Source organism: Roseateles sp. P5_D6 (assembly GCF_054049415.1).
The window spans coordinates 213,793-230,855 of the sequence record NZ_JBFUMK010000006.1; the positions used below are offsets into that span (position 1 = coordinate 213,793).

The 17,063-nt window shown below is 67.8% G+C and carries 16 protein-coding genes; 5 read left to right on the top strand and 11 right to left on the bottom strand.

The features are described from left to right. Positions 1 to 68: 68 nt before the first annotated feature. The 3 genes from tgt to ACXJKM_RS10470 all read left to right on the top strand — a co-directional run bounded on the left by tgt (position 69) and on the right by ACXJKM_RS10470 (position 2,404). Positions 69 to 1,196, top strand: a complete 1,128-nt coding sequence (gene tgt / locus ACXJKM_RS10460; protein ID WP_457352174.1) for a tRNA guanosine(34) transglycosylase Tgt — start codon at positions 69 to 71, stop codon at positions 1,194 to 1,196. 2 nt (positions 1,197 to 1,198) lie between these two features. After that, positions 1,199 to 1,753 carry an adenylyl-sulfate kinase gene (gene cysC / locus ACXJKM_RS10465; RefSeq protein WP_056200800.1) on the top strand — a complete coding sequence of 185 codons (555 nt, stop codon included), beginning with the start codon at positions 1,199 to 1,201 and terminating at the stop codon, positions 1,751 to 1,753. A 141-nt stretch (positions 1,754 to 1,894) separates the two neighbouring features. Next, positions 1,895 to 2,404, top strand: coding sequence for a hypothetical protein (locus ACXJKM_RS10470; RefSeq protein WP_457352176.1), 510 nt, complete (start codon positions 1,895 to 1,897; stop codon positions 2,402 to 2,404). Here ACXJKM_RS10470 and ACXJKM_RS10475 read toward each other — a convergent pair. The 7 genes from ACXJKM_RS10475 to ACXJKM_RS10505 form a co-directional block, all read right to left on the bottom strand. Continuing rightward, a complete protein-coding gene (locus ACXJKM_RS10475; protein WP_457352178.1) occupies positions 2,370 to 3,839 on the bottom strand; it encodes a radical SAM protein in 1,470 nt (489 codons plus the stop codon). The genes ACXJKM_RS10470 and ACXJKM_RS10475 overlap by 35 nt on opposite strands. After that, positions 3,836 to 4,579: a prolipoprotein diacylglyceryl transferase gene (locus ACXJKM_RS10480; protein ID WP_457352180.1), complete on the bottom strand. Its 744-nt coding sequence runs from the start codon at positions 4,577 to 4,579 to the stop codon at positions 3,836 to 3,838. Before ACXJKM_RS10480 ends, ACXJKM_RS10475 begins: the two co-directional genes overlap by 4 nt. Next, positions 4,576 to 4,830, bottom strand: coding sequence for a hypothetical protein (locus ACXJKM_RS10485; protein ID WP_056200783.1), 255 nt, complete (start codon positions 4,828 to 4,830; stop codon positions 4,576 to 4,578). The genes ACXJKM_RS10480 and ACXJKM_RS10485 overlap by 4 nt, the downstream gene beginning before the upstream one ends. Then, positions 4,827 to 6,731: an MFS transporter gene (locus ACXJKM_RS10490; RefSeq protein ID WP_457352181.1), complete on the bottom strand. Its 1,905-nt coding sequence runs from the start codon at positions 6,729 to 6,731 to the stop codon at positions 4,827 to 4,829. Before ACXJKM_RS10490 ends, ACXJKM_RS10485 begins: the two co-directional genes overlap by 4 nt. Before the next feature lie 134 nt (positions 6,732 to 6,865). Then, complete coding sequence (locus ACXJKM_RS10495; protein WP_457352182.1) at positions 6,866 to 7,651, bottom strand: DUF2145 domain-containing protein; 786 nt, start codon at positions 7,649 to 7,651, stop codon at positions 6,866 to 6,868. Continuing rightward, positions 7,648 to 8,088, bottom strand: a complete 441-nt coding sequence (locus ACXJKM_RS10500) for a hypothetical protein (protein WP_056200774.1) — start codon at positions 8,086 to 8,088, stop codon at positions 7,648 to 7,650. Before ACXJKM_RS10500 ends, ACXJKM_RS10495 begins: the two co-directional genes overlap by 4 nt. Before the next feature lie 15 nt (positions 8,089 to 8,103). Beyond that, complete coding sequence (locus ACXJKM_RS10505; RefSeq protein ID WP_457352184.1) at positions 8,104 to 8,571, bottom strand: YiaA/YiaB family inner membrane protein; 468 nt, start codon at positions 8,569 to 8,571, stop codon at positions 8,104 to 8,106. Between the two features lie 197 nt (positions 8,572 to 8,768). On the opposite strand from ACXJKM_RS10505, the gene ACXJKM_RS10510 reads away from it, so the two are divergent. Further along, positions 8,769 to 9,539 carry a helix-turn-helix domain-containing protein gene (locus ACXJKM_RS10510; RefSeq protein ID WP_457320004.1) on the top strand — a complete coding sequence of 257 codons (771 nt, stop codon included), beginning with the start codon at positions 8,769 to 8,771 and terminating at the stop codon, positions 9,537 to 9,539. A 226-nt stretch (positions 9,540 to 9,765) separates the two neighbouring features. Beyond that, positions 9,766 to 10,725 (top strand): caspase family protein, encoded by a 960-nt coding sequence (locus ACXJKM_RS10515; protein ID WP_457320006.1) that lies wholly within the window; start codon positions 9,766 to 9,768, stop codon positions 10,723 to 10,725. Between the two features lie 60 nt (positions 10,726 to 10,785). Here the strand turns inward: ACXJKM_RS10515 and ACXJKM_RS10520 are convergent, their stop codons facing one another. The 4 genes from ACXJKM_RS10520 to ACXJKM_RS10535 form a co-directional block, all read right to left on the bottom strand. Beyond that, on the bottom strand, positions 10,786 to 11,478 hold the full coding sequence (locus ACXJKM_RS10520) for a CAAX prenyl protease-related protein (protein ID WP_457352186.1): 693 nt from the start codon (positions 11,476 to 11,478) through the stop codon (positions 10,786 to 10,788). Between the two features lie 69 nt (positions 11,479 to 11,547). Then, entirely contained in the window at positions 11,548 to 13,119 is a 1,572-nt protein-coding gene (treF, locus tag ACXJKM_RS10525; RefSeq protein ID WP_457352187.1) for an alpha,alpha-trehalase TreF, read from the bottom strand. Further along, the gene (locus tag ACXJKM_RS10530; RefSeq protein ID WP_457352189.1) at positions 13,116 to 14,372 is read right to left on the bottom strand and encodes an MFS transporter; all 1,257 of its coding nucleotides are present in this window, start codon (positions 14,370 to 14,372) and stop codon (positions 13,116 to 13,118) included. Before ACXJKM_RS10530 ends, treF begins: the two co-directional genes overlap by 4 nt. A 45-nt stretch (positions 14,373 to 14,417) precedes the next feature. After that, on the bottom strand, positions 14,418 to 16,958 hold the full coding sequence (locus tag ACXJKM_RS10535; RefSeq protein ID WP_457352190.1) for a TonB-dependent receptor: 2,541 nt from the start codon (positions 16,956 to 16,958) through the stop codon (positions 14,418 to 14,420). Positions 16,959 to 17,063 lie beyond the last annotated feature (105 nt).

Here is a 17,063-nt window from a genome sequence, read left to right on the forward strand (position 1 = left end):
CATGGGCCGATGGTGGCGGTTCGGCAGCTTCGCGTCCAGCCCCGGCCGGCTGCGACAATCGCGCCCCCATGCTGAAGTTCGACCTCCTCAAGACCGAAGGCCGCGCCCGCCGCGGCACGCTCACGCTCAACCATGGCGTCGTGCAGACGCCCATCTTCATGCCCGTGGGCACCTACGGCACGGTCAAGGGCGTCACGCCGCGCTCGCTGCAGGAGATGGGTGCGCAGATCATCCTGGGCAACACCTTCCACCTTTGGATGCGGCCGGGCCTGGACGTCGTCACGCAATTCGGCGGCCTGCACCGCTTCGAGAGCTGGAACAAGCCCATCCTGACCGATTCCGGCGGCTTCCAGGTGTGGTCGCTCGGCGCCATGCGCAAGATCAGCGAGGAAGGCGTCAAGTTCGCGTCGCCCGTCAATGGCGACAAGCTCTTCCTGACCCCCGAGGTCAGCATGCAGATCCAGACCATCCTCAATTCCGACATCGTCATGCAGTTCGACGAGTGCACGCCGTATGAGAGCAAGGGCGTGTTGACGACCGAGCGCGAGGCCAAGCAGTCCATGGAGCTGAGCCTGCGCTGGGCCAGGCGCTGCATCACCGAGTTCGACCGCCTTGAGAACCCGAACGCCTTGTTCGGCATCGTGCAGGGCGGCATGTTCACCAACCTGCGCGACGCGTCGCTGGCGGGCCTTGCCGAACTGGACCTGCCGGGCTACGCCATCGGCGGCCTGTCGGTCGGCGAGCCCAAGGCCGAGATGCAGCGCATCCTGGAACACACCGGCCACAAGCTGCCGGCGAACAARCCGCGCTACCTGATGGGCGTGGGCACGCCGGAGGACCTGGTCGAAGGCGTGTCCCAGGGCATCGACATGTTCGACTGCGTGATGCCCACCCGCAATGCGCGCAACGGCCATCTGTTCACGCGCTTTGGCGACCTGCGCCTGCGCAATGCCCGCTACAAGGCCGACGAGAAGCCGGTCGACGAGACCTGCAGCTGCGAATGCTGCAAGGGCTTCAGCCGCGCCTATCTGCACCACCTGGACCGCTGCGGCGAGATGCTAGGCCCCATGCTGACCAGCGTGCACAACCTGCACTACTACCTGAACCTGATGCAGGAGATGCGCGACGCGCTGGATGCGGGCCGCTTTGAGGCCTGGCGGGTGCAGTTCCACGCCGATCGGGCGCGCGGCATCTGAACATGAGCGCCGCAGTGGAACGTCCTGGCGGCGCGGTGGTCTGGCTGACAGGGTTGTCGGGCGCCGGCAAGTCCACGCTGGCCGGTCGGCTTGATCAACGCCTGCGTGCCCATGGTCTGCTCACCTGCTTGCTCGACGGTGACGTTCTGCGCACCGGCCTGAACCGCGACCTCGGTTTCAGCGCCGAAGACCGGGCCGAGAACGTGCGCCGTGTGGGCGAGGTCGCAAGGCTGATGGCCGATGCGGGCCTGATCGTCATCGTGGCCTTGATCTCGCCCTTCCGGCGCGACCGCCAGGCGGTGCGCGAACGCTTCGCACCGGGTGAGTTCTTCGAGGTCTACGTGGACGTGTCGCTGGCCGTTGCCGAGTCGCGCGATCCCAAGGGGCTGTACCGAAAGGCCCGCGCCGGCCTGCTGAAGGATTTCACCGGCATCGATTCGCCCTATGAGCCGCCGGTGTCGCCCGAGCTGCACCTGCAGACCGCCACGCTGTCGCCGGACGAGGCCGCCGCCGTGGCATTCGAGCATCTGCGCGCGGCCGGCGTCATCAGCGGCTAGCGATCGCCTGCATCACCCTTGCCCGGCGGACAGATCCCCGGTGGGGGTGCCACGCAGCTGGAAAAACCGGGTCGTCCATGGCCTGGAATCGGGCCGCCGGGATTCTGGCACTGCGTCGTCGCCCTGGCATGATCCCCGACCATGTTGAAGTCGATGCTCGCTCCGCTGCGCTGGCTCGTCCGCGTCGTCCTGGCCCTGCTCATCCTGTTCGAGGAATGGGGTTGGGAGCCGTTGCGGCGCGTCTTCGCGCTGCTGGCCAAGCTGCCGCTCATCCGCCAGTTCGAGGCCCTGCTCCAGCGCCTGCCGCCGCGCTGGGCTTTCGTCGTGCTGGTGCTGCCCAGCCTGCTGATCCTGCCGATCAAGCTGGCTGCCGTCTGGCTGGTGGCCGAGGGCCACGTCATGCTGGGCGTGGGCATCGTCGTTGCGGCCAAACTGCTGGGCACGGCGCTGCTGGCATGGTTGTTCCAGCTCATCCAGCCGGCGCTGATGCAGCTGCCCTGGTTCGCCCGCTTCTATGCTCGCTGGACGGCCTGGAAGACCGAGCTGCTGGCCTGGGTGCGGGCCAGCTCGGCCTGGCGTACCGCGCGGGCGATCAAGCTGAGGGTGAAGCGGTTGTTCAGGCGCGCACGAGTGGAACCGCCTTCGGCTTGAAGTGCAGGCGCTGCTCGCGCTGCGCATCGATCTCGGCGCGGATGTGAGCCAGCTCGGCCTGGCGCTCGTCGCGATAGAACAGGTTGTAGGCCTCGAAGGGCACCATGCGGCCGTCCGGCCTGGCGATGTGGATGCAGCTCTTCTTCAGCGCGCGGATGTCCAGCGACTGGGCGTCCATGAACTGAACGATGAGCACGCGGAACACGTCGCGATAGCTGAGCTGGGGCGCGTCGATCTTGGGCAGGCAGCACAGCAGCTCGGACAGGCAGTTGGACTGGCTCTCCGGCGAGTGGTTGGTGGAGAACAGCTTGAAGACCGAGGCCTTCAGCGCCGGGTCGCCCTCGAAGACGATGGTGCTGCGGTCGCCGGACAGCAGCGTGGCGGCGTCGAGGAAGCGGGTCAGGGGCACCAGGCCCTTCTCTTTGTCCTGGCTGCGCAGCGCGTAGGCCATCGCCAGCGTGTCGGGGTTGCAGGGCACCGGCAGCACGTCGGCCAGTGTGAACACACCGCTCTGCTCGGCGATGCGGCGGCGCAGCTCGCTGACGGTGAGGCGGTGCTTCGCGGCGTCGTAGGCCTCGACGCGGCCGGCGTTCTGGATGGGCTGCAGCGTCACGCCGCGCACGCAGGCGTAGCTATGGCCGTGGCGGATGACGTCGCCGATCTCGTCGTCGTTCACACCGCGCTTGACGGTCATGACCAGCGTGGTCGAGATGCCCAGCGCGTCCAGCCTTGCCAGCGCCGCTTCGTGCGGCCCGCGCAGGTCGGCGCCACGCAGGTCCATCAGCGCCTCGCGCCGCAGCGAGTCGAACTGCAGGTACACCTCCAGCCCCGGTGCATAGCCGGCCAGCCGCTCGGCAAAGGCTTCGTCCTGGGCGATGCGCAGACCATTGGTGTTGACCATCAGGTGCTTGATGGGCCGGGCCTTGGCAGCGTCGAGGATGTCGAAGAATTGCGGGTGCAGCGTCGGCTCGCCACCCGAGATCTGCACGACGTCGGCCTCGCCCTCGCTGGCCACGACGGCGTCCAGCATCGCGATGACTTCCTCCATCGTGCGGTGGCTGAGCCGCTCGGGGCCTGAGCCCGCATAGCAGGTCGGGCAGCGCAGGTTGCAGTGGTCGCTGATCTCGATGAGGGACAGGCAGCTGTGCTGCATGTGGTCGGGGCACAGGCCGCAGTCATAGGGGCAGCCGTACTTCATCGGCGTCGCGAATCTCTGCGGCATCTCCGGTGGCTTGACGAACACCTCGCGGCACTGCCGGTAGTAGGCCGCGTCGTCGCTGACCAGCACGCGCTCGGTGCCGTGCGCGGGGCACCACTTGTCCATGTAGACGTGATCGTCCTTGATGACGATCTTGGCTTCGACAGGGCGCAGGCAGGTCGTGCAGACGGACTGCGTCGTGTCGTAGAACAGGTAGGGACGGACTTTGCGGGTCATGGCGTGGCGAGCAAGGGCGGCCGGCGCCAGGCGCGCAGCACGATGGGGGTGTAGACGGCGAGCGCGATGAGGCAGGTCCATTGGATGCCGGACAGGCCGAGCGGATAAGGGACCGGCACGGGCTTGAGGAATTCGACTGCGAAGCGCCACAGCAGGTAGGCGCTCAGGAAGAGCTTGAAGGCCAGGCCGGGTGTGGTGAAGCGCGCGCGGCTCAGCGTGATGCCGAGGACCAGCACGACGGCGATCTCGTAGAGCTGGGTGGGTTGGCGCGGTATGCCGTCGCCGAAGTCCAAGCCCCAGGGCAGGGCCGCCGGCAGCCCGTAGGTGTCGTCATGCAGGCCGGCGAGGAAGCAGCCGATGCGACCAATGGCGAGGCCGACGGCGATGGGCAGCACCATGGCGTCGCCGGTGCTGCGGGTTTGGCCGGTCAGCTTCTTAGCGAGCTCGACGCCGATGAGCCCGCCTAGCAGGCCGCCGACGATGCTTTGGCCAGGCAGCATGAGTTGGCCGCCCTGCCAGAGAGCTGCTGCCACATCGGGCCGCTCGATGAGGAAGACGAGTTTGTTGCCCAGGGCTGCGCCGATCAGCAGGCCGACGAGGACACCGAAATTCCCAGGCGCCAATGCGCCGCCGCGGTCCCGACGTTTCAGCGTCCCGCGCCACATTGCCGCGCCAAGGGCCATGCCGGCATAGGCGAAGGCGCTGTGCACCCAGGCGGCGGTGGTGGCGTCGGCGATCAATCTCTGCTGCTGAACATCCGGGCCAGCTTGCGCCCGCACAGCCAGGCCAGGCCACCGCCGATCAGCAGGCTGGGCACGGAGATGACCAGCATGGCGGTGGAGTAGTTCTCCGGGCCTTTCGAGAACAGATCGGGCAAAGCGCCCACGGTGAACACGCCGCCGCACAGGCCGGCGAGGCCGAAGCCCAGCGTCGCGACGACCAGGATGCAGACGAGGACGAAGCGGCCGAAGGAGGTCTGGGCGTCGCTCATGATGCAGCTCCTGCGAGCAAGGTCTGCACCCGCGTGCGCAGGCCATCAGGCGACACGGTGGCCATCGGCATCGGCCGGTCCACTGTCAGGCTGACCGGGCTCCACACCCCGCGCCGCATCGGCTTGACCATCGCCTTGCCGCCCTCGACGCGCGAGAAATAGCTGCCCCACAGATTGCCCAGCGCCATCGGGATGACGGGCACTTCGGGCATGCCTTCGATGAGCTTCATGACGCCGCCCTTGAAGGGCTGCAGCTCGCCGTCGCGCGTGATGCCGCCTTCGGGGAAGATGCAGACCATCTCGCCGTCGGCCAGCACGGCCCGGGCGGCGGCGAAGGCGGCTTCATAGGTGGCCGGGTCGGTCTTCTGCGGCGCGATCGGAATGGCCTTGGCGAGCTTGAACATCCAGCCGAGCACGGGGATGCGGAAGATCTGCGCGTCCATCAGGAAGCGGATGGGGCGCGGGCTGGCAGCCATCAGCAGCACGGCGTCGACGAAGCTGACGTGGTTGCACACCAGCACGGCCGGGCCGGTGGTGGGAATGCGCTCGTCGTTGACGACGCGAAAGCGATAGACGATGCGCGTCAGCACGAAGGCGGCGAAGCGCAGCAGGTACTCCGGCACGATGAGGAAGATGTAGAACGCGACGACCGCGTTGGCGATGCCGACGGCCAGGAAGATCTGCGGGATGGTCAGCCCCGCGCCCAGCATGGCGCCGGCGATGACGGAGCTGGCGATCATGAAGACCGCGTTCAGGATGTTGTTGGCCGCAATGATGCGGGCGCGGTGGCTGGGCTGGGCGCGCAGCTGGATCAGCGCATACATGGGCACGCTGTACAGGCCGGCGAACAGGGCCAGCAGCGTCAGGTCGGCCAGCACGCGCCAGTGCGCGGTCACGGCCAGGAAGGCGCTGACGCTGTAGGGCTCCGCCGCCGGCAGGCCCGAGGCGGCGAAATAGAGGTCGATGGCGAACACGCTCATGCCGATGGCGCCCAGTGGTACGAGGCCGATCTCGACATGGCGCTTGGACAGCATCTCGCACATCAGCGAGCCGATGCCGATGCCGATGGAGAACACCGCCAGCAGCAGCGAGGCGACCTGCGGGCTGCCGTGCAGCACCTCCTTGGCGAAGGCCGGAAAGTTGCTCAGGAACACGGCGCCGAAGAACCACATCCACGAGATGCCGAGCAGCGAGCGGAACACCGCCAGGCCTTCATGCGCGAGCTTGAGGTTGCGCCAGGTCTCGGTGAAGGGGTTCCAGTTGATGACCAGATTAGGGTCGGTCGACGGGCTGGTGGGAATGGCTTGCGCCGTCACGCGGCCGGCAACGGCCAGCGCCAGGCATGCCCAGGCGACGTGCTGCGGGCCGACGATCGGCGTGTCGACCAGGATGCCGCCGAGCAGCTGACCCAGCAGGATGGCGACGAAGGTGCCCATCTCCACCATGCCATTGCCGCCGGTCAGCTCGCGCTCGTTGAGCTGCTGCGGCATGTAGGCGTACTTGACCGGGCCGAACAGCGTCGAGTGCAGGCCCATCAGGAAGACGCAGCCCAGCAGCGCCGGCACATTGGCGGCGTAGAAGCCCCAGGCCGCGATCACCATGATGGCGATCTCCAGGCTCTTGACGAGCTGCATCAGCCTGGCCTTGTCGTGCTTGTCGGCCAGCTGGCCGCTGGTGGCCGAGAACAGCACGTAGGGCAGGATGAACAGCGCCCCGATGACCAGGCCGGCCATCTTGGACGGCAGCCAGTCCAGCTGCAGCTGGTAGGTGATCATCAGCGTGAACGCGAACTTGAAGACGTTGTCGTTCGCGGCGCCGAGGAACTGCGTCCAGAAGAAGGGCGCGAAGCGGCGCTGGCCCAGCAGCGCAAATTGATTCGGATGCGAATGAGGATCAGACATGCGTTGTTCCGGAGAGGGGGATGGGCCGAGTCATGGTGCACCACCCAGTGACTGCCGTGGATCCGGCTTTGCCGGTCCACTGGCGGTGCCCCCTTGAGGGGGCCGGCGAAGCCGGTAGGGGGTGGGCTATTCCGTCATTGCTGGACGAGTTGGGGTGATTGGGACAGGCCGGCGCGCTGCATCCACGTGAACATCGAATCCACGGTGACGGTGTCGATATGGCTGCTGAAACGACGCGCGCTCGGATGATCGTCGAAAGCGATGTTGGCCTGGGTCATGCGGCCGCCCAGGCGGGTCAGCGTGGACAGGTGCAGGTCGGTAGGCTGGTAGCCCTGGGCCTTCAGCCAGGCCTGGGCGTCGCGTCGATTGGAGATGCCGGAGCCGGCGCTGCCTGCCAGGGTCTCCAGCACCCACTGGTTGCTCTGCTGGTAGGTGGTGCCGAAGGCATAGGCCACCATGCTGTAGCGGCGCTCGTTGAAACGTGCCACACGGCTGTTGTCCGTCAGCACGGGCAGCAGGGCCTGCTGCAGCTCGGGCTTGAGCACGGCAAAGGCGGCCTGGTAGCGGTGCGGGTTGTCGAGGAAGAACTCACCGAGGCCCTGGCGATACAGCGCCGCATGGTCGGTGCCGCAATTGTTGAGCTTGTGCATGACGCGCCAGACGGCCGGCTGCTGCGTCGTGTCCTTGTACACAAAGCCCAGGTGGGACCATTGCAGGCCGTATTTGGAGAGGTCCTGCCCCGCGCGAGCCAGGACGACGACCTGGGCGCCGCTGGCATCGAGCTGGCGGGCCGTGGCCTGGGCGAGGTTGAGCCCCTGCTCGATCTGGCGCGCCGTTGGCTGCTTCTCCTCGCAAGGCCGGCCGGCGTGGGCGGCGGTTGCGACAGCCAGTGCGCCGGCCAGGGCGAGGGCCTGCCTCAACGGCTCACCTGCTCGTTGTAGAGCAGGGCCTTGCCGATCTCATTGGGGATGAAGGCGATGACCTCGCCGGCGGCGGACAGAAGGGTGCCCGCGCCGATGACGGAGACGACGACGGCCGCACCGGTGGACACGACGACGCCCTCGGCCAGCTTGCCGGCGGCCTTGATGCTGATGCGGGCGCCGTCGGAGGCGCGCTCCAGGACCCAGACCGTCGCGCTGCCGACGACCTCGACGGACACCACCACCAACGTCACGCCGGCCGACAGGATGCCGGCGGGGATGGCGCTGAGTGCGACGCCGCCGGCGCTGACCGCGCCGACCGACAGCACGACGGGCGCCAGGGACAGCACCGCGCTGGCCTCGGACGGGCTGTTGTGGGCCTGGGCGGGCAGGGCCAGGGCGAGTGACAGGCTGGAGAGGGCGAGCAGGCGCTTCATCAAAGGCTCCTTGGGTTATTGGGCTGCGGCGTCAGCCTGCGCAGCCGCTTCACGGCGGCCCTGCATGCGGGCTTCGAGCATGTCGGCATCGTGGGCGTCGCGCAGCATCTTGGCGAGCGTGAAGACGTTGGAGATCAGGTAGAGCCAGCAGACGCCGAGATAGGCCTTCCAGACGGGCTGGATCTCCATGCGCCACAGGCCCCAGCCGGTGAGACCCATGGCGAGCGCGAAGCCGCACCAGACAACGAGGCGCCACATGGGCGTGTCGACCTGGCGGTCCTGGTTGTCGCGGATGAACTTGGCCAGCGCAAAGGCGGTGGAAAGGCAGAACACATAGCCCATGACCATGAAGGCGCGGTCCAGATCCTGCCCCGGCAGCCAGGCCAGCCCCGAGCCGCACAGCATGACGCTGAGACCGAAGGAGACCCAGACCTGGAGGCGCCAGGCGTTGGTGTCGCGGCGGATGAAAGGGGTTTGAGCCATGCGGGTGTCTTCTTGTGAACGAATGTTGCGATGGCCGCGATCTTGCGTGAAGCCGGGGTGGCTGGCCTCGGGAATAGTTCCAAGGCGCGTGGCAAGCGCCGCAAAGTAGCGCTTCATGACACTGCCCGGCGGTCGGGGGGACCCGTGTCGCGCAGGCGCCGAGCCGCCGGTGTCGTCATGCGCTACCGTCTCGCCTCATGTCGAGCACGCAATCGCTGGTGGCCCTCATCAAGGCCGAGCTGAAGACGCAGGGCCTGAGCTATGCGGAGCTGGCCTTGGCCCTGGATCTGTCGGAGTCCAGCGTGAAGCGCATGCTGGCACCCGGTGGCGAGATGCCGTTGTCGCGCGTGGACGAGATCTGCCGCGTGCTGAAGCTGGAGTTCGCCGAGCTGGCCGCGCGCCTGGGGCAACAGGCGCCGGCTTTGCGCGAGCTGACACTGGAGCAGGAGGGTGCCGTCGTGGCCTCGCCCGTGCTGCTGCTTGTTGCCATCTGCTGCCTGAGCCACTGGGCCATCGAGGACGTGCTGTCGCGCTATCGCATTGCCGAATCCGACGCCGTTGCGGCCCTGACCCAGCTCGACCGTCTCGGCGTCATCGAACTGCGCCCGCACAACCGCTACAAGCTCAAGGTGGCCAAGACGCTGCGCTGGCGGCCGCAGGGGCCGGTCATGCAGTTCTTCCGCGAGCGGGTGATGGCCGATTTCTTCGCCGGCGGCTTCGACGGCGAGGGCGAGCTGCTGACGCTGGTGCACGGCGAGTTCGGCGCCGGCCATGCGCGCGAGCTGGCCGAACGGCTGCAGCGCACGGCCGATGACTTCGCCCGACAGCATCTGCTGGACCAGAAGCTGCCGTCCTCTGAGAAGCGGCCCTACAGCGTGGTCATTGGCCTGAGGTCATGGATCTTCGAGGCGTTCCGCGACTTGGAGCGGCCGGGCCTGGGCCAGCGCCGCGCCGGTCGTGCTGGATAGGCAAACGACCGAATCAGGCTCCCGGATAAGGCTCGGCGAGGCCGGCCTTGCGCGCGGCCTGGCCTGTTTTGGCTAGGGTTTCCGCCGCATGTTCGCAAGCATTGACCCCCGGCGGTGCGTCCATCGGCAATGGCCTCCGCAAGTTTGACGAGTTCAACAGACGCTCCGAACCGTACAACGTCGTCAGGGCAAGGACGGTCTGCGCCCACCTTTGCGGGAGAAGCTCATGACAGGCATTGACCAATGGCAAGGCGCCCAGACTCCGTCGGACGCCACACGACGACCGGCGCAATCGCACAGGCCCGCAGGCCCCGGCGGCAGACCTGCGTCGCGCGGGTGGTACCTGGCGATCGGGCTCAATGCCGTCGATCCGGCGCAGTACGGTGGCTGGGCCGGCCCGCTGATTGCCTGCGAGGCTGATGCACGGGACATGGCGGCCATCGCGACCGGCGTCGGCTGCACGGGCACCTTGCTGCTGACGCAGGAGGCGACGTCTGCGCGTGTACTCGCGGAACTTGCGGACGCGGCGCAGCAATTGCGCCCGGGCGACCTGTTCATTCTGAGCTACTCGGGCCACGGCGGGCAGCTCGGGGACGCGAACGACGAGGAGGCCGATGCCCTGGATGAAACATGGTGCCTCTTTGATCGCATGCTGATCGATGACGAGCTGTATGCGATGTGGGCCCGCTTCGCGCCTGGCGTGCGCATCGTGGTGCTGTCCGACAGCTGCCATAGCGGCACGGTCGCGAGGATGGCGCGCTATGAATTCGTCGCGCAGGCAGTGGGCATGATGGCGGTGACGAATCCTCGCCAGGCCGGGCTGAGCCCGCCTGCTGGTGCAATCAAGGCGATCCCGTTCGAAAGGGCATGGCCTGTCTACCAGGAGCGAAAAAACTTCTATGACTCGCTGCAGTATCTCTGCGGCCCCGCTGACAAGGCCAACATCGGCGCCAGCGTGATTCTGATCTCGGGCTGCCAGGACAACCAGTTGTCAATGGACGGCATGGACAACGGCCTGTTCACCGGCACGCTCAAGCGCGTTTGGGCAGATGGCCAGTACGGGCGGGACTACGAGTCTTTCTGCAGGGACATCATCAGGCTCATGCCGCCCAGCCAGACGCCTAACTACTACGTGGTCGGTGCGGCCAACGCAGGCTTCGAAGCGCAACGCCCCTTCAGCGTCTGACGCACGGCTCTGCTGCATTTACCGTGCGGCGACTCTGGAGCGTTTGATGGGGCTCAAGCCTCACCAGAACTCCCAACGCCCGGTCCAAATGACCCAGAGGCCCAGCAGCCCATTCGTCACCGCGTGCGCGATGACGGCGCTCCACAGCTTGCCGTTCCTGCGGTAGAGCAAGGCGTAGGCGAGGCCCGCGACGACGGCGGCCAGCCACAGCGTGTGGGCCAGCGTGAAGACGAAGGTGGACAGCACGACGGCACGCGCACCGACTGTCTGCGGGTTGACCCGCTCGAAGCCAGGATGCTGCACCCAGCGCATCAGGAAGCTGCGCCAGAACAGCTCCTCCATGACGGGCACAACCAGGGCTGCGCCGGCCAGGCGCAGCACGATCAGTGGCCAGATCAGCTGGCCGTTGGCATCCAGCGGCACAAAGCTGGCCGTGGCTGAGCCGAGCTGCATCCACGGCGCATCCAGCTGCACCCAAATGGCGAAGACGGCGATGCCGACAACCACGGCCCAGCCGGTCTCGCGCGCGTCGGGCAGGTTTTGCCGCACCAGCTCGCCATAGCCGCGCCAGTACCAGGCCAGCAGGCCGCCGACGATGAGTGTCTGGGCGCCATAGATCCAACGTCCATCCAGGCCGATTTCGGCGGGCAGGTAGCCACGCAGCGCCAGCAGCGCCATGAAGACGAAGAAGGGAATGCAACGGGCGAGGGCGGCGGGGCTGAGCGTGGGCGTGTCGGCAGGCATGTCGGCCATCAGCTTAGCCCGAGGCCGTGACGACTCAGGGCGCTGGGCCCCCCCAAGCCTCAGGGGTGGGCACCGGAACTAGGGGCTCAGAAGGCCATCCTTGAAGGCGACGAAGACACCATTGGTCCAGCCGAAGCCGTCCTGGGTCTCGTACTCGCCGCCGCCGCCGGGCTTGTCCTGGGCGACGTCGTATTTCTCCAGTAGCCGGCCGGTGGCGAGGTAGACGCGGTGCACGCTGGCGCACCAGCGCTCGGCGATGTCGCGGGCCAACGCCGCATGGCCGTAGCGCAGCAGGCCCTGGGCTGCCATCCATTGCAGCGGCGCCCAGCCGTTGGGGGCATCCCACTGCTGGCCGGTCGTGAGGGCCGTCGTCAGCAGGCCATTGGCGCCGAGCAGGTGGCGCTGCACCTGGGCGGCCATCGCGTCGGCCTGCGGCTGGGTGGCCATGCCGAGGTACAGGGGCACGAGGGCGGCGGCCGTCAGCGGGCGCGGGTCGGTGGCCTGCCGCCAGTTCAGGTCGGCATAGTGACCCGTTGGGCCAGCATCGGCGCGCCAGAAGCGCGTCTGCAGCAGCTGGCGGCGGGCGGCCATGCGGGCCTCGAAGGCCTGGGCCGTGGCGGTGTCGCCGCTGCGCGCAGCACCCAGGGCGATCGCGCTCTCCAGGCCGGCCAGCAGCGCGTTCAGATCGACGGGTGCCAGCGCTGTCGTCTCGATCGTCGCAATGTCGGCGGGATCGGCGCACCAGCGGCCGGAGAAGTCCCAGCCGCTCTCGGCGCCGGCGCGCAGGTCGCGCCAGACGTCTGTCGGCGTGCGGCCGGTCGCGGCCTCGGCCGTCAGCACGTCCTCGCGCCAGCTCTCCTCGCGCGGCGTGCAGCGGTCGTCCCAATAGCGGTTGAGCAGGGCGCCGTCGGCGGTGCGGGCTACGCGGCGATGGGCCTGGCCGGGTGCCACCGTGGCCTCGCCGGCCATCCAGAAGCCGTGTTCTGTTTTCAACGCGTCCAGATGGGCCGCGAAGCCGGCGGCCGGGTCGTCGGCGTGCAGCAGCTCGACCATCCTGAAGAAGAACGGTGGCTGCGAGCGGCTCAGCATGTAGCTGCGGCTGCTATTGGGAATGAAGCCGTAGGTTGCTATCAGGTGGGCGAAGTTGGCCAGCATGGCCTCGGCCAGGTCGCGCCGGCCGTCGGCCACCAGGCCCAGCATCGTGAAGTAGCTGTCCCAGTAATAGAGCTCGCGAAAGCGCCCGCCTGGCACGACATAGGGCTTGGGCAGCGCGAGCAGGCTTTCGCCGTCTTCGGCCTGGCGGTGCTCGCGCACCAGCAGCGGCCACAGCGCGCGGATGTGTTCGCGCACACCCAGGCGCGGGCCAACGGCGGTGTCATGGCCGGGCAGCACGAAATGGCCGTGGACGAAGTCGGTGAGCGAGAAGCCCGGCAGGCGACGTTCGACCTCGAAGCGCGCACGGATCATGGCAGGCGCGGTCTTGGGCCGGGCGTCGACAAAGCTCTTGCCGTCGCCGAAGACGCGCGTCATCTGCACGGCGACGAAGAGCTCGCCGTAGAGCTCGTGCGGGGTGGCTGCGCTGCTGTGCGCGGCGGCGTGAACGGGCGCGGCGGCCAAGAGGTCGCCGGGGCGCTGGGAGCGGAAAGTCATGACGATGCGAGATGCCGGCGCAGCCGGGCGAGCGAGATGGCCAGGGCCGTGACGGGCACGAGCAGCAGACCGAAGGCGGTGGTGCCGTCGAAGGCGACGAAGAGGCGGCCGGTGACGAAGCTGCCCAGCGTGCCGCCCAAGGCCGAGAAGACGACGATGAGGCCGGTCATGGCCGCATGCTGGCGCTGCGGCAGAGCGCTCAGCATGGCCGAGTTGATGGCGGGGTAGATGGGTGCCAGCAGCAGGCCGGTCAGCGGCAGCAGATAGGCCGCGGGCGGGGCGTTCAGCCAGCCAGCGTCGGCGCCCAGCGGTGCGACGTTCAGGGACAGCGGCAGCGTGATGAGGATCAGCGCTGCGATGCCGACCAGGCAGGCGATGACGACGGCAAACCAGCCCAGCCGCCCGATGACGGCTGCGCTGGTCAGGCGGCCCAGCGCCGTCGTCGCCGGCATGATGACCGCGAGGCCCACGCTCATCGCCGTGGGCAGGTGCAGCACCTCGTTGTTGAAGCTGGGCAGCCAGGTCGAGATGCCCTGCTCGATCAGCACATAGAGAAAGGCTGACAGCAGGAACACGACGACGAGGGCCATCTTCAGCAGCGGCGCCATCGCCAGCAGGTCTTCGCGCACGCTGGTGTTCGGGGACTGGATCGGACCTTCGTCGAGCGGACTGGTGAGCAGCAGCACGAAGGCACCGGCAGCCAACGCGGCCAGCAGCGGATAGACCTGCAGCCAACCTCGCCCCTCGGCATGCGCGGCCTGGCTGAACAGCAGATAGCCGCCCAGCACGCCGACCATGAACAGGCCTTCGAGCAGGTTGGTGAAGCGCGCATGGCCGGCGCGGTCTTGCGTGACCAGGCCGATCATGGAATAGGCCGAGACCTTGACCAGCGCGAACCCTGCGCCGAGCGTGCAGAACAGCAGCTTGATGGCCCAGAAGGCCGACAGCACCGGCATGGCCAGGCAGGCCGCGCCGACGGCCGCGAGGGCTAGCAGCATGGCGCGCTTCAGGCCCAGGCGCGGCAGCAGCGAGGCGACCAGGAAGGACGTCAGCGCGATGGGCAGATCCTTCCACGCGTCCAGCAGCGCGGCCTCGGCGCGGGGCACGCCGAGGGTCTGCACGACCAGCAGGTTGACCGCACCGACGCTGTTCAGCAGGGCGCCGAACAGCATGTAGGTCAGGATGATGGCGAGCCGAATGCGCAGGCCGCCGCTCGACAGGGGCACCGCCGGGAGAGTCGTGGGTTGTGTCATGTCGAGGGCTGCTTTGAGTTCAGGCGTCGCCATCTTGGCGCGTCGTCAGAACTGGAAGCCGACGCTCAGCTCGTAGGCCCGGCCGAACAGCGGYCGCGCCAGGAACACACCGTCCTGGCCCGCGCCCTGGCCCGGCACGCGGAAGTTGCCTTCCGTCAGGCCGACCTTGTTGGTCAGGTTGGTGCCGGTCAGGCGCACCTCCAGGCCGTTGTCCATCGAGAACACGGCGCCCGCGTCGATGGTCCGGTAGGCCGGCAGCTTGAGCGTGTTGGTCTGGTCCGCAAAGCGCTCGCCGACGTGGCTGAAGGTGGCAAACGTGCGCAGCTGGCCGAAGCCGGTCTGCGTCTGCCAGCTCGGCGTGAGGCGAGCCTGGAACTTGGGCGCGCGCTCCACGCGGTTGCCGGTGAACTGCTGGAAGTCCTTGTACTTGGCGTCCTGGAAGTTGCCGGTCGCGGCGATCTCGAAACCATAGCCAGGCCGCAGGGCCAGCTCGAACTCGACACCCGTGGCCTTGCTGTTGGGGCGCAGCACGACGTTGCCGGCGTTGGTGAACTGCTGGGTCTGCGAGTTGGTCAGCTTGTTGGCGTAGGCGGTCAGGAAGGCGCTGTAGAGCTTGGTGGCGGTCTTCAGGCCGATCTCGTACTGGGTGATGTCCTCGACCGAATCCTTGGTCTCGTTGGCGCCGCGGCCGCGCAGCACGTCGAAGTCGGGCAGGCGGTGGCCCTTGTTGACGCGCACGAAGGCGCTGAACTCGCGGCTGAAGGCGTAGTTGGCACCGCCGGTGAACGACGAACGGCTGAGCTTGCTGTCGATCAGCGTGTTCGTGCCGTTGAAGTACGAGAGGTTGTTGTTGTAGATCGTCGTCGGGTCGGCATCGAGGTCGCCGCTGCTGACGTTGGCGATCGTGCCGGTGATGCGCTGGGTCTCGCGGCGGGCGCCGAGGTCGATGCGCAGTTCCTTGCTCAGCTGCCACTCGTCGGCGACGAAGAAGGCGTGGGTGTTGCCGCTGTAGTTCGCGTCGAGGTTGAAGGAGAACGGCGGCGTGACATAGCCATTGCGCGAGGCCTTGACGCCGTTGTCCAGGGCCACGTCGATGAGGCGGGCGTGCGACTGCACCGTCATCAGCTGGGCTTGGCCCAGCGTCCACACGTCGTGAGAGCTGTAGCCGGCCAGATACAGGCCGACGGTCAGGTTGTTGCCCGGCGCGATCTCGCGCGACAGGCGGGTCTCGTTGCTGGTCGAGCGCAGCGCCTTGTCGACGGCCCACATGCCGTTGACGATGACGGGCGTGCTGCCGGCGACCGTGCCGCCGCCGTTGGTGAAGGTGGCGGTGCCGGTCGTCGCCGCGCGGCCGGCCGCAGCAACGACGGCTGCATCGCCATTGGCTGCGGTGACCTGGGACGTGATGTAGCTCGACAGCGTCTGCGGATTCGCGCCGGAGAACAACGCATAGGTCGGCGTGTCGCCGGTGGTGTGGCTGAGCTTGTTGGTCAGCGTCCAGTCGCCCAGCTTGGTGTCGAGGTTGGCACCATAGGTCTGCACGTCGGCGCCGCGGCCGTCGGCCAGGTCCTTGGTGACGGTGCTGCGCTGGATCTCGGGCTTGCCGTTGGGCAGGGTGCGGCCCGTCGCGCGGCCGGTTTCCAGCACGATGTTGCGCAGCTCGTTGCCGTAGAAGTAGTCCTTCAGCGCATCGAAACCGGGGTAGCTGGACGCGCTCTTGCCGTCGGTGCTGCCGACGACCGGAATGGCCGTGAAGAAGGCATTGCGGTCACGCAGCGCGCGGGCATAGAGCTGCAGGCTGCCGCCTTCGAGCTTGCGGCTCAGCACGACGCTGGCCTGTCCGCCTTCGTCGGCCGGGAACTGGGTGTCGCGCACCCCCTGGCTCTGGCGCCAGAAGCCGCCGACCATGACATTCCATTGGTCGCTCAGCTTGCCGGCATAGACGCCGTCGACGCGCTTCAAGCTGCCGGTGCCGGTCGTCACGCGCAGGCTGGCCTCGGGGTTGCGGCCGTCCTTCTGGATGAAGTTGACCGTCACGCCGGGCTGGCCGCTGCCGAAGATGGGGCTGGGGCCGCCGCGCAGCACTTCCATGCGGTCGATGGTGTCGTCCAGGCGGAACAGCTGCGAGTGCTCGAAGAAGCTCAGCGTGGGCAGGTGGTAGAGCGGCGCGCCGTTGAGCTGGAAGGTCGAGTAGGGGCCGTCGCCGGGTGTCGGGAAGCCGCGCACGCGGATGTTGGCGCCGGCCTGGCCGCCCGAGGTTTCGACGAAGACGCCTGGCACGGTCTTCAGGATGTCGGCCGTGCTGGTGGGCGCGGCCTGCTTGATCTGCTCTTCGGTGGCGGTCGTGATCGAGAAGCCGGCTTCGAGCTTGCGCACGCCCTCGCGGCGCGCCGTGCCGGTGACGACGACGGCGTCGAGTTCCTTCAATTCGGGGGGCTGTGCGGCAGGTTTTTCCGCAGGCTTGGCGGCGTCTTGCGCGAACGCGGCGCCACACAGGGCGGCGGCGGCCAGCGCGATCAGCTGGGGACGAAAGGCGGTGCGAACGAGGCGGACGCCGGCGCGCGGCGCGGCATGGGGGCTCAGCATGGGTGGTCTCCGATGGTTGTTGTTGTGGAATCGCTGAACAAGTCCCTCGCGTGCGGCGCATCCCTGCTTTGGGCGGTCTGCGGCGTTGCAAATGCTCGCCATAGC